The following is a 21,687-nucleotide window of genomic DNA, read 5'->3' as shown; positions in this document are numbered from 1 at the left end:
GTCTAATGTGTCGAGAAAATCCCACAAAAATTGTCAGTCAGGATTTACAGTCAAGGGAGTGAAAAGCAGCGTTAACACGGTGAGGCAGAAGTTGCCAAACCCATAATCAATTTAAGCCGAGGTAAAATCGGTGGGAGAAAAGGGGGCTTATAAAACGATATAGCGAGCATCGCTTGATAAGCAGAGTGACCTTGGTTAGCCAAAGTCACTCGATTTAAGAGAGTAGTAAAATAAACGCCAAAATAAACTCTAAAACAAACGCTAAAACAGTACTACGCCGAATGTTAAGAGGGAATTATTGCGATTCCCACGGCGTGACAGCAGACATATCGCTTAAGTCATAGGGCGTTAATTGGTAAACGTAATAGTTGAGCCAGTTGCTGACGAGCAGGCTGCCATGACTGTGCCAACGGGCAATGGCATCAGCCTTAGGATCGTCGTTACGATAATAGTTTTGCGGCACATTGGGATTTAATCCCTGCGCTAAATCCCGATGATATTCATCGTTTAAGGTAGATTTTTGGTACTCAGGGTGCCCCATCACAAACAGATTGCGATTGTTACGACTGAGAACTAAGTAGGCCCCTGCCTCATCGGATTCTGCCAGTACCTGCAGCTCAGGATGCTGTTTAAGTTCCTCGATATCCATCTCGGCAAAGCGGGAATGCGGCGCAAAGAACTCATCATCGAATCCGCGCAGCAGCGGGAAATGTTGGCAAGTGCGGCGATGCACAAACACCCCAGAACGCTTTTGCTGCAGGATTTTCCGATTTAAGCCGTAGAGATGATAAAGCCCAGCGTGCGCCGCCCAGCAGAGGAATAACACTGAGGTCACATGTTGCTGTGACCAATCGATAATCTCGCGGATATGGTCCCAGTAAGTGACCTCTTCGAAATCGATTTGCCCAAGGGGCGCGCCCGTGATGATCAGGCCGTCGTAGTTTTTATGGCGCACGTCCTCAAAGTCACGGTAGAAGGTGTTCATATGGTCGATTGAGGTATGCTTCGACTCTTTATCGTGAATACGTAGTAAATCCACATCCACCTGCAAAGGCGTGTTACCTAATAGGCGTAGAAGCTGGGTTTCTGTCTCGATTTTATTGGGCATCAGATTCAGGATCAGCACCTTCATCGGTCTGATATCCTGATTAGCTGCCCGGGTCTCGGACATGACGAAAATATTTTCAGATTCTAAAATCCCTGCTGCAGGCAGATGATCTGGAATTTTAACTGGCATACCGCGCCTCTTCTATTCAACAATCAAAGGTTCCGGCGCGCGTATGCCACTCATCAAAGAGCAAACAAATTAGCGACCGACTTTCTCAAGCAGTATCGTCATAGGCTCAGTCGAATTGAGGTCGACATGATAGGCTTGAGTATTAATAAACAATAACTTATCACCGAGCATTATCCTTGCCCCAATGGCATAGGTATGCCCCGCTTCAAACTGATCACGCCCCATCGAAAAACTGAACGGCGTTGGGGTTTTCGCCCCTTGGGAAACGCGCTCTGCCATGACCACGGCGGGCACATCCATCTTAGAGACATCAAGCAACTGCACTATCAACTTGGCATCGGCGGGCAATGCGATACGCTCGCGGTACATGGCCTCACCTTTAATCTCGACAATCGCATTAGGTGTGGCACAACCTGAAATCACCGTGGTGACGGCGAGTAACACCATAGCCGCTAATTTTTGCCATGCAGATGTCAGTCCGCTAATCCTTAACCCTTGTCTCATTTCATTTCTCCTAATCATACATAAAGACTTCTGGATGTCTATACGCCTAAGCTATAAATGTTGTCATGCTGGGCATATCTTCCTATGATAAGCCACCATTTCGTTGCCGAAAAATTTATGACCCAAGCAACTGCGATAATTGTGGGCGCTAGCTCACATTTAAGCCGCGAACTTGCCAAACAATTGGCCGATCAGCAGGTTGAATTAGCCCTTTTTGCCCAAGATGTCGAATCACTCCGCGAATTTGCTTCGACACTGCCTACGAAAGTTCAGGTCTTTTCTCTGCAAATTGAACAGCCAAGCGCCATCATCAAGCAACTCGAAAGCGTTTGGCACGACTTAGGCGGCGCCCACTTAGTCTTAGTGAATACCGGACTCAATAGCTACGATCCTGAGCTGCCATGGCTACCTGAGCAGGACATTATCGATGTCAATGTGCGGGGCTTTGCTGCTATCTGCAATACGGCGTTTAGATTATTTCGCGAGCAAGGTTATGGCCAACTTGCCGCCATCAACTCGATTGCCGGTCTGCGCGGCGGCCCAAGTGTGGCTTACCATGCCTCTAAAGCCTTTGCGCAAAACTATTTAGAAGGCTTAAGCATGCATGCCCAGCGGCTTAAGTTGCCCATTACCATTACCGATATCCAACTCGGTTTACTGGATAAGGCCGCCATGCAACAAAGTACGCTATGGCTTGCCCCGCTGCCGCAAGTGGCGGCGCAGATCATTAAGGCCATGCAGCAGGGTAAACGCCGCGTGTATGTGACCAAGCGTTGGCGCTTAGTGGCTTGGCTCACTAAATTGCTGCCGGAGTTTATCTATAACACTCGCCACTGGAAGCCGAAAAAATCCAAAAAGTAGTGTTATGCCGCGTTTAGCTTTATAAAACGGCAAAAAACAAAAAAGGAGCCACTGGCTCCTTTTTTGTTATTTTAAAATCAGATGATTAGAAAGTGTAACCCACGCTGACCATATAAACCCATGGATCGATATCGGTTTCAAATACGTATTGGTCTGTACCCGCAGTGAATTTCACATCTGTGCTAATTTGTGCATACCAAACAGAGGCGTTCACTAACCAGTTTTTATTGAATTGGTAATCTAGACCCACTTGCGCCGCTAAGCCCCAAGAGGTACTCATACTTAAATTGCTTAAACCGAGTGATTTACCATGAGCATTGAAGTCGTTATCGAAGAAGTTAGTGTAGTTCACACCAACGCCCACATAGGGACGTAATTTAGATTGAGCATCACCAAAATAATATTGAGCAACTAAAGTTGGTGGTAATTGCTTAGTTTCAGCGATTTCACCAACACCAGGTGCTGGTAATGAAACTGAATGGCTAAAAGGTGTTGCCGCTAATAATTCGATACCAAAGTTATCGGTCAACATATAACCGAAGTTCAACCCCAGTTGGGTATCATTATCAACCGAAAACTCACCTAAATTTAATACGTTTGCACTTGATTCATTTGGCGCAACAGTCACAGCACCAGCACGAACAATAATATCGCCCGCTTGATGGGCAGCAACAGAAGCAGAGAAACCAGCGGCTAACAGGGTGGCGGCGATCAGTGTAGAAACAGTAGTTTTATTCATCATCATACTCCATATGTACAACATAGGTTTTTGTTTTACATTACATCCTTAACAATTGACGCCTACACTGCCAGATAAATTCGTTTACCTTATTGATCCAAATCAAGATTAAGTGGTGATACTTATTTTGAGGTATAAGCCATGGGATCTGAGTCACGCTATCTAAACATTTATTGACAATGCCAGTTTATTTTTTGTGACTCGTCGCATTAATTAGCCATCACTAATAACCTCCACAAGGAGTAATAAGGAATAAATAGCCAGGTTCGCCATTTACATTTCAGTTACATGGATTGAAATCAAAACACGCTGGAATTGGTGTCGTTTGACAGCAAAAAAGCTGAAGAATGAAATACAGTCGGTAAAGAAAATAATGAGGAAACGATGGAGACGGTGTTAATTAAGAATCCGATACTTATCTACAAACCAGAGAATAAATCTCAACACTCATATTGATGAAGTAACTTAATTAGCTAAGGTCATTAGCCAAACTCAATCGCGGATATTGTTTAAGCCAATTCTTTGTGGCAATTCGCTGCTCAAATACCGCCAACGCACGCTTGGGATTATGGGTTAACTGCAAGGCAAATAATGAGCTTAAACCGAAGGGAGCGATGAGTTGCAAATTATCGACGACGGAAGATTCTGTGTTAGGCATATGTTCAAGATACACAGCGACAGCCGTTTCCTGCTCAGGCCAATAACACATTGCATCCTGTGTCGATTGATAGGGATTATCCTGATTATTAAGGTGCATACGCGCTTGGTTTTTTACCGACCAAGGTAAGTCTGGCGCCAGTGTTTGCAAGTATGCTTCTATCGCCCTATCGCGCTCAGGACGAGTATCCAAGGGGCAATAGTAAATAAGATCGATATCGTTTAACGGGCGCGACTTAATATCATGCAATTTGTCCCACACCAGATTGCGGACAAACCCCGCTGCCAAGCACCACTGCGGCAAACTATGCACTTGGGCGCATTGCTGCGCCAATTCAAGCGCCCTCATCCGCCCCCGATCTTGGCTTAGCCAGGTGCGTAATAGTGCAGCTAATTCCGTTTCAGTCATGCCTAAAGTCTACTGTAATATCAAACACATAAAACATGATATCGACTCAAACTACTTTGTAATCGGTTTCAGAGCACTTATTTACAGTTAATCACGGGTTATACCGCGTCGGCTTGGCGCTCTGGCGCCGCATCCGCAAAGGCCGGCAACTGATTACACTCAGCCCATACCCGCATGATATTGGGGTACGGCGTTAAATCCACATTAAAACGCTGGGCGTTGTACACCTGCGGCACTAGACACAGATCCGCCAGCGTCACGTTGTCACCAAAACAATAGCGGCCACTGTGGCGCGCAAGTTGAGTTTCGAGCGCCGCGAACCCGCTCGCCACCCAATGGTGATACCAAGCGGTTTTGGCTTCTTCGTCGACGTTCAGCTTCTGAGTTAAATACTGCAATACCCGCAGGTTATTGAGTGGATGAATTTCACAGGCGATGGTTAACGCCATGGCTCGGACATGGGCACGTTCAAGCGCCGATGCGGGCAGTAGCGGCGTCTTAGGGTAAAGCTCATCCAGATACTCGATAATCGCTAAGGATTGGGATAAGGCATTACCCTCTTCTTCATCACCTAAAACCAATGTTGGCACCAGCTCCTGTGGGTTTAGGGCGATATAATCCGCCTTGTGCTGCTCGCCACCATCACGCACTAAATGCACCGACAGCGGTTCGGCGCTCACGCCTTTAAGATTGAGGGCAATACGCACACGATAGGCGGCGCTAGAGCGCCAATAACCGTATAGTTTCATCTCACTCTGTCCTTATGTCTTCCTGAAAAAAACGGGGCTAAAAGCCCCGTCCATATTATCTGTCACTGTGTTCGCACAAAAGCCTTACGCCTTGTACTCAACCACTTTTTGATCGATAGAGCCAAAAATAGAGGCGCCATTATCATCGAGCATTTCGATGCGCACTGTGTCGCCAAAACGCATAAACGGCGTGCTAGCTTTGCCGTCAGCGATCACTTCGAGCATACGTTTTTCAGCTAAGCAGCTCGAACCAGCACTGCGGTCATAGTTAGAAATCGTACCCGAGCCAATAATCGCACCTGCGCCTAATGGGCGGGTTTTAGCAACATGAGAAACTAACTGACTAAAGTTAAAGGTCATATCCACACCCGCATTCGGGCGACCGAATAGTTCGCCATTTAGATGGGTGATAAGCGGTAAATGCACCTTTGAATCTTCCCAGCGGTGGCCTAACTCATCTGGCGTGATAGCGACAGGTGAGAAGCTGCTCGAAGGTTTGGATTGGAAGAAACCAAAGCCTTTCGCCAGCTCTGCGGGGATCAGGTTACGCAGTGACACATCGTTCACTAACATCAACAGCTTAATGTGCGCTGTAGCATTTTCAACGCTCACACCCATAGGCACATCATCGGTGATCACGGCGATTTCCGATTCGAAATCGATACCCCAGTCTTCGCTTGCCAGCGGGATATCCGCCTTTGGTGCAATAAAGCTGTCAGAACCGCCTTGGTAAAACAGCGGATCGGTCCAGAAGGTTTCTGGCATTTCAGCGCCGCGCGCCTTACGCACTAATTCCACATGGTTAACATAGGCGCTACCATCGGCCCACTGATATGCACGTGGCAAAGGTGATAAACATTTGGCTTCATCGAAGGCTTGCGCGTTCGGTAATTTGCCTTCGTTGAGCGCATCATACAGTTCTTGTAATTGCGGCTTGAGCAGATCCCAACCATCGAGTAATTGTTGCATCGTGTGGGCAATCGCGGGTACGGCAACCGTTTGAGTAAGATCGCGGCTCACTAACATCAGCTGGCCATCACGGCGACCATTGTTATAACTGGCAAGTTTCATATCTGCTCCTGTGCTTCTACGGCTCGGCGTACTGCGCTTTTTATCTATTTATGGTTAGCCGATACGCTCAGCTAACGGGAATGGGTGACAACGAGTGCGGGCAATCTAGCCTTTTTAGACTCGCCGTATAGGGTTTGCTGCGCGTAGAAATACCCGAAGCGACGACGGATTCCTATAGCGTGAGCAAAATCACATTTCACCCTGTTATTTCACATTTTGTAAACTAATCATTACGTTTCATACCCTGTTGCCGCTTGTCACTATTTCGCAGAACGATATGGTGAAAAAGTCGGCAACAAAGTGGAACGATACTGTTACATCCTAAGCTTAAAGCAAGATTACTTTGGCTTGGCTATCTTGTATTCCCTGAGTTTGTTGGCGATGGCCGTGTGGGACACCCCTAATTTTTTCGCCAATTGGCGAGTACTGGGGTAAGCCGGATATAAGCGGCGCAGCAAGCTGGCCTCAAACTGCTTCATCGCATCATCGAGATTACCTTCGAAGGCATTATCGAAATAGCCAAAACCTTCGGCGTAGGATGGCAACTTGAGTTGCTCAACGGTCAATTCCCCCGAGCCATCCCACATAGATACTGCTCTAAAGACCGCATTCTTAAGCTGGCGCACGTTACCCGGCCAAGCGTAGGTTAAGAGATGATCGCGACATTGGGCCGAAATTCGTCTTACTGGGCTCGAGAGTTGCTGACTGTAATGCTCGAGGAACATCTCCGTCAGCGGAATGATATCGACCTTGCGCTCGCGCAGTGACGGAATATGGTAGCTAAGCACATGGATGCGATAGTACAAATCTTCCCTAAACTCACCGGTTTGGCAAAGCTCGGCTAAGTTTTTCTGGGTCGAGCAGATGATCCGCACATCGGCGCGAACTTCTTCGTCGCCACCAATGCGTCTAAAGGTGCCATCCTGTAATAACCGCAGCAGTTTAACCTGTGCTGCCTTAGACATTTCGGCCACTTCATCGAGGAACACTGTGCCGCCCTTCGCTTCTTCAAAAAAGCCGCGCTTAATCACTTTACCTTGGCTGACGTAGCCAAAGAGTTCCTCTTCGGCGGCGCTATCGGGCAGTGCCGCACAGTTAATGGCGATGAAAGGTTTCTCGCGGCGCATGCTGGCATCATGGCTGGCTCTAGCCATTAGCTCTTTGCCCGTGCCAGTCTCGCCGGTAATTAATAGCGGCGCATCGAGCTGCGCCATCCGGCGAGCTTGTTTTAACACTTCTTTCATCTTGTCGCTGCTGGCTAACACATTTTCAAAGCCCGCGGTTTGATTTTGCAGTGCATTGAATTGCTTACCGACCCGCGCAGGCGATTTAAGCGATACGACTGCGCCCACGAGGATGGTTTTATCATCCTCATCGGGTAAGTAAATCGGTAACATTTCGGCCAGATATTCGTTTTGGCCGATATTGACCCGCGCCGCCTGTGGCAAGACTTGGCTCTCACTGAGCCAGCGGCTGAAGTTAAACCCTTGCACCCAATGGTTTAAGGACTCATCGAGCACTTCGTGCTCTCCCATGCCCATATTGAGTAGCGCCGACTCGTTGACGATACGAATGCGCGCCTTCACGTCGATGGAGAACACTGAGTCAGGGAGGGTTTTAAGTAGGGTTTTTAAGGCGTAGTGTTCCTGCTCCGAAGGCATAAACGACACAGTTCGCACATCGTGAACACTCTCCACTTTGCGGATCTGCGGCATCAAGGCACTTAAGGTATCAAAACTAACCTCGGCAAATTGTAGGTAGAGAAAGCCCTGGTTACTGGCATCGATGGCGATGAGATTAATGCCATAACGTTCTAACACGACTAAGATGTCTTTCGCTAAACCCACGCGATCTTGACAGCTAACTTCCAAGCGCATAATGACTGATATTCCCTATTTTGATTCGAATTTTGGGATAAACCGTGCAGAGCTATTATCTCAAGGTTGACGCCCTCAGGCTTAGCCTCGTAAGACATTCGTTTGACGAAGCCTCTATAGTTTACGCAAACGTAAAAGGCAGGATTAATAGCTGGGCGTGTATACGTTAGAAGGTTACGCTCAAAGTGGCAAGTCTAGTTTACAGCGTATTTGTAACAGGAAGAAAAAATCAGCGCTTAGATACAATTAAAGCGCTGATTTTAAAATTGAACTTTTTAATCTAACAACTGGTCGGTCTTGGCTGCCATGATGAAGTCATTCTTATGTAGCCCCTTGATTGAGTGTGACCACCAAGTCACAGTCACCTTGCCCCACTCGGTTAAAATGCCTGGGTGGTGGAATTCCTCTTCGGCCAGATCCGCTAACTTATTGGTAAACGCCATCGCTAACTTAAAGTTTTTAAACTTGTAAACCCGTTCCAATTGCATGATGCCATCACGCACTTGCACGCCCCAGTCGGGGATCATGCGGATAAGTTCGGCCAATTCTGCATCGGTCACTTTCGGCGCATCGGCTTGGCAAGCTTCACATTTCATTTGGGTTAACGCTGTCATACATACTCCTCTTGGCAACATTAGGGGATCAATCCGTTGCCCTTATTACGCTTTATTCAATTCGTTTTTTAACAGTCAGCCATTAACTGGCTTTCTTGGTCTTGGGCGGATACTTAGGGGCAAACAAGCCTAACTGACGCGCCTTAGCCACATAGGCCATGATGTCCATCTTGGCAATTTCATCCAGCATATCAATATGTTCAATCACATAATAAATCGGCTGCATAATATCGATACGGTAAGGTGTGCGCAGTACATCTAAGAGATCGAAGGGCTTACGCTCTGGCACTTGGCTTTCCATGGCATACAAGGTTTCGCCGGGAGAGCTTAAAATACCGCCGCCGTAGATACACAATTCGCCATCTTGAGGTTTGAGTAAGCCAAATTCGACGGAAAACCAATACAGGCGCGCTAAAAAGACGCGGTCTTCCTTGCTGGCATTTAAGCCCAATTGACCATAGATATGGGAAAAATGGGCGAAAGAAGGATTGGTCAGCAAGGGGCAATGGCCAAAGATCTCATGGAAAATATCCGGCTCTTGCAGGTAATCAAATTCTTCCTTGCGACGGATAAAGGTCGCAACCGGAAATTCCTTGTTGGCTAATAACTCAAAGAAGCGGCCAAAGGAAATCAAGGCCGGCACGGCCGCGGTTTTCCATCCCGTGGTGGCTTGCAATACTTTGTCTATCTCCGCCAATTGTGGAATGCGGTCCTTCGGCATCGCCAAGGCATCGAGCCCTTGGAGATATTCCTTACAGGCACGCCCCGGTAGGTTCACCGCTTGGCGAGCATATAATTGGCTCCAAATATCATGTTCTTCCTGCGGGTAATGGATATACCCTGAATCATCTGCACTTCGCGCAACATAGGGCGCGGTGTGCGCTATCTCTTTAGTCATAAAATTCACTTCATGGCTGACGCTAATGCCTCCATAGTGATCTAAGCCTCGATTTTTGTTAACTCCCTCACAGTTTATTGTTTACGCGATAATGTGAAGCAAACGTAAAGCAAATATTACAAAGCATTTAAAACCCTTGGTGAATCCAAATCGGATCTGAGCCTGACTGCTAGCAAACCTTGACACTGCCGCTCAAAAATGACGACGATAGACTGATAATATGCAGAAAAACCGACAAATTTCGGTGTTTGCAAATGGCTTTTCTGCGTGGGTCATTTACAATATTGCCCAATAACCGCCTCTCCTTAATCTGAAGGTTCGCAATGAAACAACATCAAATTCGTAAAGCCGTTATTCCCGTCGCTGGACTTGGCACTCGTATGCTTCCTGCGACCAAGGCAATTCCTAAGGAAATGCTACCCGTTGTTGATAAACCCTTGATCCAATATGTGGTTAGTGAAGCCATTGATGCGGGGATCAAAGAAATCGTCCTCGTGACCCACGCCAGTAAAAACTCTATCGAAAACCATTTCGACACCAGTTTTGAATTAGAAGCGCAATTAGAGCGCCGCGTGAAGCGCCAATTACTCGAAGCGGTACAATCCATTTGCCCGAAAGACGTGACAGTGATTAGCGTGCGCCAATCCCAAGCTAAAGGCTTAGGTCATGCGATTTTATGTGCCAAATCCGTCGTCGGTGATGCGCCGTTTGCCGTGTTGCTGCCGGATGTGATTATCGATGATGCTAGCTGCAACCTGAAAACAGACAACCTAGCCGCCATGGTGAGCCTGTTTGATGAAACCCAAGTGGGCCAAATCATGGTTGAAGGCGTGCCACATCATCTAGTGAACCAATATGGTATTGCGGATGTGAATGGCCATGATCTACAACCTGGTGAGTCAGAGCCATTGGTCGAACTCGTTGAAAAGCCACCGGTTGACGAAGCACCGTCTAACTTAGCCGTTGTGGGTCGTTACGTGTTGCCCGCAGCCATTTGGCCACTGCTGGCTAAAACCCCAGCAGGCGCGGGTGATGAAATCCAGTTAACTGACGCCATTGCGATGTTAATGAAACAAGAAACCGTAAACGCTTACTACATGCAAGGTAAGAGTCATGACTGCGGTAACAAGCAAGGCTATATGCGCGCTAACGTGGAATACGCCCTGCGCCACAGCGAAATCGGTGAAGATTTTGCGCAATATTTAAAAACAGTCGTAAAAGGAATTAAATAATGACGATTTTAGTGACCGGAGGCGCCGGTTATATCGGCACTCATACCGTAGTGGAATTACTCAATGCGGGGAGTGAAGTGATTGTATTAGACAACCTGTCTAATTCAAGCATCGAAGCCCTTAACCGTGTCGAGCGCATTACCAGTAAATCGGTCACCTTTTACCAAGGCGATATTCTCAACAAGGCCTTACTGCAAAAAGTCTTTAGCGACCATAACATCGATGCCGTTATCCATTTTGCAGGATTAAAAGCCGTTGGTGAGTCAGTTGCTAAACCGCTGAAATACTATGAGAATAACGTGACTGGCACCTTAATTCTTTGCCAAGTGATGGCAGAGTTTAAGGTGAAAAACCTCGTCTTTAGTTCTTCTGCTACTGTGTATGGCGACCCTGCCAGCCTACCGATTACCGAAGATTTCCCCACGGGTGCCACTAACCCCTACGGTCAATCTAAGTTGATGGTGGAACATATACTGGCGGATTTACACCATAGCGATCCGAGTTGGAATATCGCCCGTTTACGTTACTTCAACCCTGTTGGCGCCCATGCCAGCGGCTTGATTGGCGAAGATCCTAACGATATTCCAAATAACTTGATGCCATTTATCGCGCAGGTAGCAGTCGGTAAACGCGAAGCGTTAAGTGTGTTTGGCAATGATTATCCAACCCACGATGGTACTGGCGTTCGCGACTATATCCACGTGGTGGATTTAGCCCTTGGACACCTCAAAGCCATTGAAAAACTGACCACTAAACCAGGACTTGTCACCTATAACCTAGGTACAGGCCAAGGCTACAGTGTGCTCGATATGGTCAAGGCCTTCGAAAAGGCCTGTGGTAAGTCAATTGCCTATCAAATTGCGCCGCGCCGTCCAGGCGACATTGCCGCCTGTTATGCAAACCCAGATCATGCTAAAACCGATCTGGGCTGGCAGGCGACTCACAGCCTAGAGGATATGGCGAACAGCAGTTGGCATTGGCAATCAACCAATCCAAATGGTTATAAAGGCTAAGCGTCTAAATGGCTTGCGGTAACTCCCAAGCCATTTTTATTATCCCTTAATCACAACTAAACTCCGTAAGACCTATGACAGAAAGCATCAATCACAGCCGCCGTAATCTCTTTAGCCGCCGTAAATCCTCGGCCATAAGACCGCCTTGGGTGCATGAAGGCATTGAGTTTACTGACATCTGTACCCGATGCACGGCCTGTATCACAGCCTGCGAAACAAAGATTATCTACAAGGGAGATGGCGGATTTCCCGAAGTCTCCTTTAAGGACAATGAGTGCACTTTTTGTCGCCAATGTGCCACCGTCTGTCCAGAAGATAAGCTGTTTGATTTGACCCAAACTCCTTGGCAACACAAAGCGGTTATTCATGATAACTGCTTAACATATCAGGGCATTTGGTGCCAAAGTTGTAAGGATGCCTGTGAGCCTCGCGCGATTAACTTTACCTTAAGCGTGGGTAACGCGCCGATGCCGAAGATTGATAGCGAGCTTTGCACTGGCTGCGGTGCCTGTGTCGCCCCCTGTCCGAGCCAAGCCATCAGTATTAAGCCTGTAGAATAACCCTATAGCGTGAGTGTTACTGGGCTTCACGGCGTATTTAGGTTAGTATTTCACGGTCACTATCTCCTCTAATCATCTAGGTTTCTCATCAGCATGTTTGGCAAAAAGTTCACCTTTACCCGAAGCGCCTCCCCTGCACTAAGCTTTATCGCCGAGGGGACTAAACTTACGGGCAATATGGAATTTACCGGTGATGTGTTGATTGGCGGTGAAGTGCAAGGACAAATCCTGTCACAGGCCAATGTGATTGTAGAGCGGACAGGTAAGCTTCATAGCGAGGTTAAATGCCGTGAACTGATTATTGATGGCTACTTTAAAGGTCGATTGATTTGCGAGCGCTTGGTCATCCAAGGCCATGGTATTGTCGATGGCGATGTGGCTTGTACCTCGATGCAGATCAGCGAAGGCGGCCAGTTTATTGGGTTAAGAATTAAAGAAGACCATCAGACTATCCATGCCCATCCGCTCCCCTCACCCGGCTCTGCAAATGTATTACTGGCAACCTCAGCATCTCTTGTGCCGGAAAGCCAAGACTAAGTAAAGACGCTGGCTGCCTTTACTCTTGTTACATTCACGTCATTGGTTACACATTTGTTAATTTAACGATTAGATCACAGTTAAGCCGTATGGCAACTGTTAACCTTGCCTATCAATAATGTCTGCATATCGGGCGCACAGGCAAGGCAATCCCCATGAGCAATCCCTTACTAAAACAAATCTGTGAACTCGACGTCTTTACCCTGCTCGTCTTTAAAAGCATTTTTGATACAGGCCATGCTAATAGTGCGGCTAAAGCGTTAAATGTATCGGCTCCCAAGATTAGCCGTTGCCTGAATGCCCTGCGATTAACGTTTAACGATGAGCTATTTTACCGCCGTCAACAGGGGCTCAAACCCACCCCTTTAGCCGAGAGCCTCTATTTTGCTATCTGCCAGTTTACCGATTCGGTATATCACTTAGAGCAATCCGCGCTACAAATTCAAAATGCAACGAGCCATGTTGAGCGGCCGCTACAAATAGCGGTGACTAATGGGTTGCTGAGTTTTTTAGCGCCGCAGCTCAGTTCCCCCGAAGCCGTAGATGAGTTAGGGCAAGTCAGGTTACATAAGTGGCAAGAAAACAGTGCCGAATTAATCCACGCCGGAGAATTAGATTTTGGGATCTCACTGGAGAATACAGAGAGCAAAGAGTTAACCGTCAGTCGCTTGGGTGGGATCTCGATGATTTACGTGGTCGCCGCTAAGCAGCATCCCATATGGCAAGTTCAAAACCATATTAGTCTAGAACAGATATGTCGCCATCCCTTCTTGTGCATTGAACTCAAAGGATTTAACAGCAGAATCGATCCCCTCGAGCTCTTCTGTCAGCGCCAAGGGATCTTATTGCCTTCGCTCGAAAAGGTACTCGATAGAGAAGAATGGTACGCTCATCTACTGACCATGCAGAGTGTGGCCTTCTGCTCAGGTATCGATATGCACACGGTCAAACATATGCCGGGGCTCAAATTAGCACCGCTACCGCTCACCGAACTGCATCGCCTGCACGATACTATTATGCCGCCGCAATATTATTTAGTTGAAAAGCCTCGCAGCCACCGACGTTACAGCCCTGCCCAATGTGAACTCGTTGTCAGTTCCTTACTGACGGCGCTTAGCCAAACTTACGCCTAAATCCCGCCCTATTGTGATGGCATGCAGATGCTATTCGCTTTGTTGCAAATCTGCTCCTGAATGTTAAATCCCACCAAAAGAGGGATAGAAATTGGCTCAACGCAAGAGTCATTTTTATGCCTTTTTACGGCCAAAAAGCAAATGGCATACAAGCTTCACTACTATCACCCGATAAAATTAATTGAAAATTAATCCACTTAAAACACTAAAACCAAAGTAAAAAATCTGCGAGATACCTCATACATTTCCCATCAAATTTCAACTTTTAAAATATTGATTTTCAGATTTTAGAATTGCCGTTTTGGTGTGTTAAATCATCGTTCACATATCAGATACAAACTTATAAATACCACTTTATAAGTAGGTGAATCGACCTATAGTAGAGTCACTGCACACGCAGTCTTATAGAAGAAAAAGGGACGCGATGATGAAAAACTACAATAAATCTCTACTGGCACTGGCGCTCACCAGCGCCTTGTGTCTAACCGCCTGCGGGGACGGCAAAGACGGGCAAGATGGTGCACCAGGAACCCCTGGCACACCAGGTACCCCCGGCACGCCAGGAACACCCGGACTTCCTGCAGGCTCATTTGCTAAAACCGCTGACTCCATTACTGATCTGAAATTCACCCTCAGCCCAGCCGACATTAAAGTCACCAGTAGCGAAGGCTTTAGCGTTAAGTTCAGCTTAACCGGAAAAAGCTCAGGCAAAGATGTGCCCTTTATGGGACTCGACAAAATTGCCCTCTATTCGTTAACGGCGAATGAAAACACCTCGGGCACGGGCGCTCCCATTGAATGGCAAAACAATGCCATGGCAAACAATGCAGGCACCTCTTTAACTTGTACACTCAATGGCCTTAACGGTACTAAAAACGCGTGTACATTAACCGAGGACACTGCAAATCCAGGCACTTACACTGCCACTTGGACCTATGATGGCGCAGCGCCAATCATCAATCCAAATGACAATCCTAATGCGGTACACAGAGTCTTTTTACGCGCTTACAATATCGTCAACGCTGCGGGCGTAGCCTTGTCTGATAAGGTGCTCTCAGTACCTGTTGACTTTATCCCAGCAACCGATGAGTTAGCTGCATCAGGTAAAGACACAGTATCGAGCGCGGCTTGTAAAAACTGTCACGGTGAAGTGGATGGCCATATCGCGAAGATTGAAGCCCACCATAACTACCAAGACGTTAAAAACTGCGTAACCTGCCACAACCCAGACCAAGTGCCAAGTGATGCACAACTTGCTGAAGGTTGGGTATTCGACTTTGCACCTATGATCCACCGTATCCATGCGGGCGAACATAATGCGGACTATCTGTCTGGCGAAGCCAAAGAGTACTTCGGTGAAATTGGTTTCCCATCAGACTTGAAAGAATGTAAGTCTTGTCACGATGGTGAACCAAGCTATAACACCAATATCTACGCTCAGGCCTGCGTGGGTTGCCATATCAATGTTAACTTCGCAACCGGTGAAAACCACTCTGAGTTTGGTTTAGCTCAAGCCGATGACACTCAATGTAAATCCTGTCACGGTAGCGGCAGCTTAACGCCTGAAGCAGTCCACAGTGTCGGTAAACGTGCTGAATACGCGTCATTAATGACTGTCGATTTTACCAGCGCGACACTAGGCACTTCAGCAGTTGCGGGCATGCAAAGTCTAACAATAAAAGCTAACGTCACACTCAATGGCGCTGCCATTGCCGATGGCACTAGCCTGAAAACCTACAATGCCACCAGCAACCCAACAGCGATACTTGCTGCTAACGGTTTGCTACTGGGTAATGTGGCCACCGATGGCACTGTATACTCATGGCGTGACGTTAAACCTACTGCCGTTAGCCTGAAACTGGAAAACGGTACCCTGTCAGGTGGCGTATTAACCTTCGTGAAAGATATCCCTGATGCACAAGCAACTGGCACTATCTACGTCGGTTCTGAAGCCAACTTCTGTGCCAAAGCGGGTAAAGTGGTTAGCTGTAATACTGAAGGACTTGAATATGGTCCAACTAGCCCTGTAGGTAACACTTCAGCAGTGAAATTCTTTAACTTAAGCGGCGGTACACCTGCGGTAGCCCGTATGAACGACCCTGCTCGCATCACAGTTGAAGAAGCGAAATGTAACGCATGTCATGGTAGCTTAGACTATGCGAAAGGCTACAGACACGGGGTTTACACCTTCGATCAATGTATGAACTGTCACAACGATACCACTGGTGCTTCTGGCCATGGCGCGACAGGTTACAAAGGCGAAGATGGCAAGTTAGTGGTAAATCCAGACGTCACCTTTAATAACAAAGACCTATTCACCGTTGCTCACCGTTTCCACAGTGGTAACTTCGGTGTTGTCGAAGGCATCTTCCGCAATGCAGCAGGCGAATTAGAAGGTTATCCATCACCAGAAACCGCATGTTCAGCCTGTCACAAAGATGGTGCAACCCTGTTCGCAGCTGACGGTGGTTTAACTTCTGGCAAACGTGCTATCAAAGTGGGCAGCAACTACATTAGCCCTGTTGCTGAATCATGCCGCACCTGTCACGCTCACTCAGATGCAGCAGCAGTAGCTCACTTTAGAAGTAACGGTGCGATTGTCGAAGCCGATGCTGTAACCGATCCTAACCTACCAGTAGAATCATGCGCGACCTGCCATGCTGAAGGTAAAACCTATGGCATAGATAAGGTACACGCAGAGGTAGCACACTAGTACTAGTACCTTCGGGTTGCCCCCTGCACAACCCGAGTCTCCTCTCTGCAACTTATTGGGGCCCCTACGGGGCCCCTTTTTTATGCATAGCGATTAATTCGTTGTCGTATCAACTTGAGTCGCACTTTGTGCGATACGTTGCCTTAACAGCTTAATAAATTCTCTCGGGTCACGGTCTAAACTGTCATGGGGAATATAAAGATGATAACCAAGGTGAGTATTGAGCATCACGCAGCGATGACCAAACATCGCTAATACCCCACGGTAGCGATCGCCATCGACCACTAAAGGGCTAAACTCGGCGCCAAGGTAGGTTTCTAAGGTTGCCAAATCTTCCTGCTGTGAGGCTGCTGTCACCAGTAATGGCCGCTGCTCAGTCAATAATCCCGCCGCAAGACGCAATGAAATGTTATCGAGGATAGGATTCAACTGTTTGAGCTTAATGCCTATATAGGAAAGCTCAATGGTATCAACACCCTGAGTGACTCGCGGAATATCTACCCGTTGAATGTTGCTCCAGCTTACCGCCACTTTGCCGCGGCGATGAAAATAGGTCAGCCCCTGCTCATCCATGCTTAAGGTGGTCTCAGGCTCGTACACTTTGGCTAAGCCCAATATCAAGGCAATTGCACCTAAACTGAAAAACACTAAGCCCACGGCAAATAGCTCGGGAAATAGCACAAATAAACCAAAACCTAAGACGAAGGCGCTGGCTCCTATAATGGTTAAAGTTAAGCCATTACGTTTAGATAGCGGGCGAACCGAGACAACATCGGACTCTTGCGTCATATTTTTATCCCTGTTTTATCCAGAGCCACAAACGGCCTATATATTCGTGTATCGCCCGTTGCGAGGCGAGTAAGTTATCCGCAGTCAAGCGCCAGTAGAAACTGTCTCTTGCCCTAAAATCCGTCGGCGCGGCGCTCGCCGTTAATCCTTGACCGCTAAAGATCGCCATCGACCTTGGCATATGGGAAGCAGAGGTAACTAATCGCACAGCTTGATTGCCAAAGTGTTCTTTAAAATAGTGCGCCTCTTCAATCGTGTCGCGCGGGAGGGGGAATTGAACGATACGTGTCGCATCAACGCCGAGCTCAACCGCCGCCTTTGCCATCACTTCAGCGTGGGGGCGCTGCGTTAGCTCGCCCTCCCAACCACTGACCACTAAGGTGCAATCTTGACCTAATTGGAGTTGCCTTAGTCCTTCCGTTAGCCGCGCTAAGGCGACCGTCGATAAAGATTGCACCGCCGTAGCACCTAGGATATCGGCATGCCCAGAACCCAGCACCATCACCACACAGGTACCCGCAATAGGAGTGGAGTTAATGGGATATTGAGTTTCTAAAGGCTTGACCAAGTAATCGACACTTAATTGACTGCTAAGCGCTAAAAGCAATGTAAATGCAGCGCCAATCGCCCATTTGGCTAACCGAGGTTTGCGCCAAATCAACAAAGACAGCAGTAATAACAACAGGATAAATGGAATAGGCATGATTGCCTGAGAGACAACTTTCTTAACCCAAAACATGCGTTAGAGCCCAATCGTTCAAAGGAGCGCAATCATAACATCAAAAGAAAGCAAAACGCATCGCCAAGGCGATGCGTTGTCACGACTGAAAACGTAACGTTACTGTGTTATTTTTCCCATAACCAAGCGGCGCCGCGCACACCCGAAGAGCAGCCATAGAGATTCTGCACCACTGGGGTACGGCATTCACGCCCCACAACATAACGAGTTAATAATGCAGGTAATCTTGGATAAATCGCTTCAATATTAGACATGCCGCCGCCGAGGACAATCGCATCCGGGTCGAGCATATTAATCACATGGGCGAGTGAGCGCGCCAGTCTGTCCATGTAACGGTCAAAGGCCGCGATGGCCATTTCATCACCCGCATCGACTAAGGCCATGATCTCTGTGCCAGATTTAGCGGGCGCAGCTTGGACATTCACTGCACGGCTGAGGGCCTCGTTGTAATCGCGAACAAAGCCGGTGCCAGAAATAAAGGTCTCGATACAATCGGGATTCCCGCAGAAACAACGGGTAGTATTAAACTCTTCCTTGGTCATCCAAGGCAGCGGATTATGGCCCCACTCACCGCCAATACCATTGCCGCCAGCGTGTACTTTACCGTTAATGGCCACACCCGCGCCGCAGCCCGTGCCAATGATCACCCCAAACACCACAGATTTACCCGCAGCAGCACCATCCACAGCTTCGGATACCGCAAAACAGTTGGCATCGTTAGCAACCCGCACTTCACGGCCGAGCAGCTCCCCTAAATTCACATCGAGGGGATGACCGTTGATCCAGGTCGAGTTGGCATTTTTGACTAATCCTGAATAGGGAGAAATGACTCCCGGGATCCCCACGCCAACCGTGCCCTTTTCACCTAAGGTCGCTTCGGCCTCATTCACTAAATCGACGATGGCATTCAGTGTGCCCTGATAATCCCTAGGGGTATTGATACGCTTACGAAACAGTTCATTACCTTCCTCACTTAAGGCGACGAGTTCTATTTTTGTGCCACCTAAATCGATGCCCATGCGTATCATGAATGACTTACTCCACTGTTATTCGACCAAGGCGTCAGTACAGATGCCCTTGGCATTATTCGTTATTCTGCCCAGCCTGGCGCCGTGGCAATAAAATAAGGGTTTAATATGTCAGGTTTTTGATTGTAGGTTAAGGGTAAACCTGAGTCATAACACACCACTTTGCCGCCTGCGCTTTCCAATACGGCCTGCGCGGCTGCCGTGTCCCATTCGCTCGTAGGCCCTAATCTTGGGTAGAGATCGGCCTTGCCCTCTGCCAACATACAAAACTTCAGCGAGCTTCCCACGCTTAACATCTCGTGTTGACCGAAATCCTTTAAATATTCCGCCACATCAGGGCTTAAATGCGAACGACTGCCCACCACAATCGGTACTTGTCTTGGCGTATTACAGCCCTGTAGCACTAGCTCTTGTTGCCCATCTTGTCGCCAAGCACCTAAGTGTTTGGCGCCAAAATAAACGGTATTGAGCACAGGCGCATAAACCACACCAGCAATAGCAACTCCTTGGTGGATAAGCGCAATATTGACGGTAAACTCACCATTTCGCTTAATAAATTCCTTAGTGCCATCCAAAGGGTCAATCAGCCAATAGGTCTGCCAGTGTTGACGTTCATCCCAGGCAATATCCGCTGCTTCTTCCGACATCACGGGAATACCCGCAAATTGCTCGGTAAGCTGGGCCAAGATAACTTTGTGAGCCGCCAAATCGGCCGCCGTCATCGGGCTCTCATCACGCTTTTGCGTAACGGCAAAATCCTCTAGGGCATAAATTGCCATGATGGCGTCGCCTGCCGCATGGGCAATCTTTACCACCCGCAGTAAATCGGCCTTCGAAAAATGCGCTGCCATCGCTGTATTATCTGTCACTTAGCCACCTGTATTCGATTTGCTTTTCGGCATTATGCCACTGGCAGCAATTGATAATTAAGAACAAATTCATCATTCATCGAGCAAAATCGACTAAGGCACAGACTAATTCACTTAGGCGCAAGGCTTAGGCCACGGGCATAAATGCTAAATAAGTCGAGTCTAAGCCAAGCAGGATACGCTGAAAAGAGTCATTGCCTAGGCTGCATTCGTATTCACAGCCTTGAAAATAAAACGGGTTGGAAAAATAAATCAGTAGCTTGGGTGGAGCACTTCGGGCATTCAACTTATCTTGTATTCAAAGGAACTGAACGTCATTCACAACCACTTATGGTTAGAGATAATGGCTAAGGGCATTTTTCGGCATAATCTTCAAGCATAGCCTTAAGCTGCCACCGCCAGTGACGCCACAGCTCGGGGCAATGGGTTAATGCCAAATTCTCCCTAGTTAAGTACTGGCGAACTCTATCGCTATTTAGCGAGCTGTAACTGGGTCTTGGTGCCAGTTTATTGCCTTTCTCAAGCGCCTTTGCCGCATAACTTAGGCTATCTATGGCGCTAATCGGCAGGGCTTTATCTAATAACTTCAATGCCAAGGCTTGGTGCTGGATTTCGAGGGCAAATTCATACCAACTGCATTGCCCCTGCCCGGCATAATGGAATAATCCAGATCCGCAACCGACGCTTAACGGACTCGCTATCAACTGCCAAATAAGATACGCAAGTGCATCTACCCATGTTGGCGAACCTATTTGGTCGTTTATCACGGTAAGTGGCTGAGCATCTGACGCAGTGGCCATCAACCTCAGCATGGTTTTCACAAAATTATGTCCATCGACACCGTAGAGCCATGCGGTGCGAATAACCATCGCGTGCTCAGCCAAGATGCGCAGCACCGCTTGCTCACCCGCAAGTTTACTCTGGCCATAGACAGATAAGGGCGCAGGCGTGGCGCTTTCGGTTAACCCGCGTCCAGTTAAGCCACTTTCAATTAAGCCGCTTTCAGTTAAGCCACTATGGGTTAAGATGCTATCGGTTAAGCTGTTCTGATTTAACGCCAGTTCCTCAATGCCCACTGGCTCGCAGCTAAACACATAATCGCTGGAGATATGCACCAAACGCGCGCCCGTGAGCGCACATTCGCTTGCCAATAACTCAGGTCCAAGGCTATTGACACGATAAGCCTCATCCGCCGCCGTTTCTGCCCTATCGACCGCATTGTAGGCGGCGCAGTTAATCACCCAGTCAGGTTTAACGTGGGCAAAGGCAGCGGTAACGCTCTGTTTATCACCAATATCTAACTCGGCATGGTTAAGCGCGTGCACACGAAAGGTGCGACCATCGAATCGATAAGCCGCCTTGGCAAGCACTCGTAATAGTGCTTTCGACAGTTGGCTATCTGCGCCAGTTAACAATACAGTTACTGTCGATTCTGACTCGCCATTAGGCGCATGCATC

General features: G+C 47.9%; 21 protein-coding genes. 7 read left to right on the top strand and 14 right to left on the bottom strand.

Annotation, left to right across the window (positions count from 1 at the left end; translation table 11 throughout):
• Positions 1 to 295 precede the first annotated feature (295 nt).
• Positions 296 to 1,237: a homoserine O-acetyltransferase MetA gene (gene metA / locus M0415_RS01930; protein ID WP_089067435.1), complete on the bottom strand. Its 942-nt coding sequence runs from the start codon at positions 1,235 to 1,237 to the stop codon at positions 296 to 298.
• Between the two features lie 69 nt (positions 1,238 to 1,306).
• Positions 1,307 to 1,741 (bottom strand): YbaY family lipoprotein, encoded by a 435-nt coding sequence (locus tag M0415_RS01925; protein ID WP_109285326.1) that lies wholly within the window; start codon positions 1,739 to 1,741, stop codon positions 1,307 to 1,309.
• Between the two features lie 117 nt (positions 1,742 to 1,858).
• Here M0415_RS01925 and M0415_RS01920 point away from each other — a divergent pair, with 117 nt between their 5' ends.
• Entirely contained in the window at positions 1,859 to 2,602 is a 744-nt protein-coding gene (locus M0415_RS01920) for an SDR family NAD(P)-dependent oxidoreductase (RefSeq protein ID WP_039978355.1), read from the top strand.
• A gap of 85 nt (positions 2,603 to 2,687) precedes the next feature.
• On the opposite strand, the gene ompW is transcribed toward M0415_RS01920, so the two are convergent.
• The 7 genes from ompW to phhA all read right to left on the bottom strand — a co-directional run bounded on the left by ompW (position 2,688) and on the right by phhA (position 9,616).
• A complete protein-coding gene (ompW, locus tag M0415_RS01915) occupies positions 2,688 to 3,344 on the bottom strand; it encodes an outer membrane protein OmpW (protein WP_249555864.1) in 657 nt (218 codons plus the stop codon).
• A 466-nt stretch (positions 3,345 to 3,810) separates the two neighbouring features.
• Positions 3,811 to 4,407: a nucleotidyltransferase family protein gene (locus tag M0415_RS01910; RefSeq protein ID WP_249555865.1), complete on the bottom strand. Its 597-nt coding sequence runs from the start codon at positions 4,405 to 4,407 to the stop codon at positions 3,811 to 3,813.
• Positions 4,408 to 4,505: 98 nt separating this feature from the next.
• The gene (gene maiA / locus M0415_RS01905; protein ID WP_249555866.1) at positions 4,506 to 5,156 is read right to left on the bottom strand and encodes a maleylacetoacetate isomerase; all 651 of its coding nucleotides are present in this window, start codon (positions 5,154 to 5,156) and stop codon (positions 4,506 to 4,508) included.
• A gap of 84 nt (positions 5,157 to 5,240) precedes the next feature.
• Positions 5,241 to 6,227 carry a fumarylacetoacetate hydrolase family protein gene (locus tag M0415_RS01900; RefSeq protein ID WP_011717657.1) on the bottom strand — a complete coding sequence of 329 codons (987 nt, stop codon included), beginning with the start codon at positions 6,225 to 6,227 and terminating at the stop codon, positions 5,241 to 5,243.
• Positions 6,228 to 6,565: 338 nt separating this feature from the next.
• Positions 6,566 to 8,104, bottom strand: coding sequence for a transcriptional regulator TyrR (gene tyrR / locus M0415_RS01895; RefSeq protein WP_011717658.1), 1,539 nt, complete (start codon positions 8,102 to 8,104; stop codon positions 6,566 to 6,568).
• A gap of 275 nt (positions 8,105 to 8,379) precedes the next feature.
• Positions 8,380 to 8,718 carry a 4a-hydroxytetrahydrobiopterin dehydratase gene (locus tag M0415_RS01890; RefSeq protein ID WP_069454624.1) on the bottom strand — a complete coding sequence of 113 codons (339 nt, stop codon included), beginning with the start codon at positions 8,716 to 8,718 and terminating at the stop codon, positions 8,380 to 8,382.
• A gap of 82 nt (positions 8,719 to 8,800) precedes the next feature.
• On the bottom strand, positions 8,801 to 9,616 hold the full coding sequence (gene phhA / locus M0415_RS01885) for a phenylalanine 4-monooxygenase (protein WP_249555867.1): 816 nt from the start codon (positions 9,614 to 9,616) through the stop codon (positions 8,801 to 8,803).
• 323 nt (positions 9,617 to 9,939) lie between these two features.
• On the opposite strand from phhA, the gene galU reads away from it, so the two are divergent.
• The 6 genes from galU to M0415_RS01855 all read left to right on the top strand — a co-directional run bounded on the left by galU (position 9,940) and on the right by M0415_RS01855 (position 16,804).
• The gene (gene galU / locus M0415_RS01880) at positions 9,940 to 10,848 is read left to right on the top strand and encodes a UTP--glucose-1-phosphate uridylyltransferase GalU (protein ID WP_011717661.1); all 909 of its coding nucleotides are present in this window, start codon (positions 9,940 to 9,942) and stop codon (positions 10,846 to 10,848) included.
• On the top strand, positions 10,848 to 11,861 hold the full coding sequence (gene galE, locus M0415_RS01875; protein ID WP_249555868.1) for a UDP-glucose 4-epimerase GalE: 1,014 nt from the start codon (positions 10,848 to 10,850) through the stop codon (positions 11,859 to 11,861). Before galU ends, galE begins: the two co-directional genes overlap by 1 nt.
• 74 nt (positions 11,862 to 11,935) lie before the next feature.
• Positions 11,936 to 12,421, top strand: coding sequence for a ferredoxin-type protein NapF (napF, locus tag M0415_RS01870; RefSeq protein WP_249555869.1), 486 nt, complete (start codon positions 11,936 to 11,938; stop codon positions 12,419 to 12,421).
• 93 nt (positions 12,422 to 12,514) lie between these two features.
• Positions 12,515 to 12,958 carry a bactofilin family protein gene (locus tag M0415_RS01865; RefSeq protein ID WP_249555870.1) on the top strand — a complete coding sequence of 148 codons (444 nt, stop codon included), beginning with the start codon at positions 12,515 to 12,517 and terminating at the stop codon, positions 12,956 to 12,958.
• A 155-nt stretch (positions 12,959 to 13,113) separates the two neighbouring features.
• Positions 13,114 to 14,091, top strand: coding sequence for a LysR family transcriptional regulator (locus M0415_RS01860; protein WP_249555871.1), 978 nt, complete (start codon positions 13,114 to 13,116; stop codon positions 14,089 to 14,091).
• A gap of 424 nt (positions 14,092 to 14,515) precedes the next feature.
• Entirely contained in the window at positions 14,516 to 16,804 is a 2,289-nt protein-coding gene (locus M0415_RS01855) for an OmcA/MtrC family decaheme c-type cytochrome (RefSeq protein WP_249555872.1), read from the top strand.
• 93 nt (positions 16,805 to 16,897) lie between these two features.
• Here M0415_RS01855 and M0415_RS01850 read toward each other — a convergent pair whose 3' ends face one another.
• The 5 genes from M0415_RS01850 to M0415_RS01830 form a co-directional block, all read right to left on the bottom strand.
• Positions 16,898 to 17,593 carry a DUF2982 domain-containing protein gene (locus tag M0415_RS01850; protein ID WP_249555873.1) on the bottom strand — a complete coding sequence of 232 codons (696 nt, stop codon included), beginning with the start codon at positions 17,591 to 17,593 and terminating at the stop codon, positions 16,898 to 16,900.
• A gap of 4 nt (positions 17,594 to 17,597) precedes the next feature.
• Positions 17,598 to 18,296, bottom strand: a complete 699-nt coding sequence (locus tag M0415_RS01845) for a YdcF family protein (RefSeq protein WP_249555874.1) — start codon at positions 18,294 to 18,296, stop codon at positions 17,598 to 17,600.
• A gap of 143 nt (positions 18,297 to 18,439) precedes the next feature.
• Positions 18,440 to 19,360, bottom strand: a complete 921-nt coding sequence (gene mak / locus M0415_RS01840) for a fructokinase (protein WP_011623368.1) — start codon at positions 19,358 to 19,360, stop codon at positions 18,440 to 18,442.
• A 62-nt stretch (positions 19,361 to 19,422) separates the two neighbouring features.
• On the bottom strand, positions 19,423 to 20,229 hold the full coding sequence (cysQ, locus tag M0415_RS01835; RefSeq protein WP_249555875.1) for a 3'(2'),5'-bisphosphate nucleotidase CysQ: 807 nt from the start codon (positions 20,227 to 20,229) through the stop codon (positions 19,423 to 19,425).
• A 347-nt stretch (positions 20,230 to 20,576) separates the two neighbouring features.
• Positions 20,577 to 21,686, bottom strand: coding sequence for an SDR family oxidoreductase (locus M0415_RS01830; RefSeq protein ID WP_425383155.1), 1,110 nt, complete (start codon positions 21,684 to 21,686; stop codon positions 20,577 to 20,579).
• Between the last annotated feature and the right edge of the window lies 1 nt (position 21,687).

The organism is Shewanella sp. 10B (assembly GCF_023475885.1).
Classification (GTDB): Bacteria; Pseudomonadota; Gammaproteobacteria; order Enterobacterales; family Shewanellaceae; genus Shewanella; species Shewanella mangrovisoli.
This window is presented reverse-complemented; position numbering and strand designations above follow the sequence as displayed.

What these genes read in the sequence shown, in the direction of transcription:
- M0415_RS01865 (WP_249555870.1), top strand. Translation starts at nt 12,515, where the DNA reads ATGTTTGGCAAAAAGTTCACCTTTACCCGAAGCGCCTCCCCTGCACTA.
- M0415_RS01855 (WP_249555872.1), top strand. Translation starts at nt 14,516, where the DNA reads ATGATGAAAAACTACAATAAATCTCTACTGGCACTGGCGCTCACCAGC.
- M0415_RS01910 (WP_249555865.1), bottom strand. Translation starts at nt 4,407, where the DNA reads ATGACTGAAACGGAATTAGCTGCACTATTACGCACCTGGCTAAGCCAA.
- galU (WP_011717661.1), top strand. Translation starts at nt 9,940, where the DNA reads ATGAAACAACATCAAATTCGTAAAGCCGTTATTCCCGTCGCTGGACTT.
- M0415_RS01920 (WP_039978355.1), top strand. Translation starts at nt 1,859, where the DNA reads ATGACCCAAGCAACTGCGATAATTGTGGGCGCTAGCTCACATTTAAGC.
- ompW (WP_249555864.1), bottom strand. Translation starts at nt 3,344, where the DNA reads ATGATGAATAAAACTACTGTTTCTACACTGATCGCCGCCACCCTGTTA.
- M0415_RS01830 (WP_425383155.1), bottom strand. Translation starts at nt 21,686, where the DNA reads ATGCATGCGCCTAATGGCGAGTCAGAATCGACAGTAACTGTATTGTTA.
- M0415_RS01925 (WP_109285326.1), bottom strand. Translation starts at nt 1,741, where the DNA reads ATGAGACAAGGGTTAAGGATTAGCGGACTGACATCTGCATGGCAAAAA.
- mak (WP_011623368.1), bottom strand. Translation starts at nt 19,360, where the DNA reads ATGATACGCATGGGCATCGATTTAGGTGGCACAAAAATAGAACTCGTC.
- M0415_RS01900 (WP_011717657.1), bottom strand. Translation starts at nt 6,227, where the DNA reads ATGAAACTTGCCAGTTATAACAATGGTCGCCGTGATGGCCAGCTGATG.
- metA (WP_089067435.1), bottom strand. Translation starts at nt 1,237, where the DNA reads ATGCCAGTTAAAATTCCAGATCATCTGCCTGCAGCAGGGATTTTAGAA.
- M0415_RS01890 (WP_069454624.1), bottom strand. Translation starts at nt 8,718, where the DNA reads ATGACAGCGTTAACCCAAATGAAATGTGAAGCTTGCCAAGCCGATGCG.
- napF (WP_249555869.1), top strand. Translation starts at nt 11,936, where the DNA reads ATGACAGAAAGCATCAATCACAGCCGCCGTAATCTCTTTAGCCGCCGT.
- galE (WP_249555868.1), top strand. Translation starts at nt 10,848, where the DNA reads ATGACGATTTTAGTGACCGGAGGCGCCGGTTATATCGGCACTCATACC.
- M0415_RS01850 (WP_249555873.1), bottom strand. Translation starts at nt 17,593, where the DNA reads ATGACGCAAGAGTCCGATGTTGTCTCGGTTCGCCCGCTATCTAAACGT.
- maiA (WP_249555866.1), bottom strand. Translation starts at nt 5,156, where the DNA reads ATGAAACTATACGGTTATTGGCGCTCTAGCGCCGCCTATCGTGTGCGT.
- phhA (WP_249555867.1), bottom strand. Translation starts at nt 9,616, where the DNA reads ATGACTAAAGAGATAGCGCACACCGCGCCCTATGTTGCGCGAAGTGCA.
- M0415_RS01845 (WP_249555874.1), bottom strand. Translation starts at nt 18,296, where the DNA reads ATGCCTATTCCATTTATCCTGTTGTTATTACTGCTGTCTTTGTTGATT.
- tyrR (WP_011717658.1), bottom strand. Translation starts at nt 8,104, where the DNA reads ATGCGCTTGGAAGTTAGCTGTCAAGATCGCGTGGGTTTAGCGAAAGAC.
- M0415_RS01860 (WP_249555871.1), top strand. Translation starts at nt 13,114, where the DNA reads ATGAGCAATCCCTTACTAAAACAAATCTGTGAACTCGACGTCTTTACC.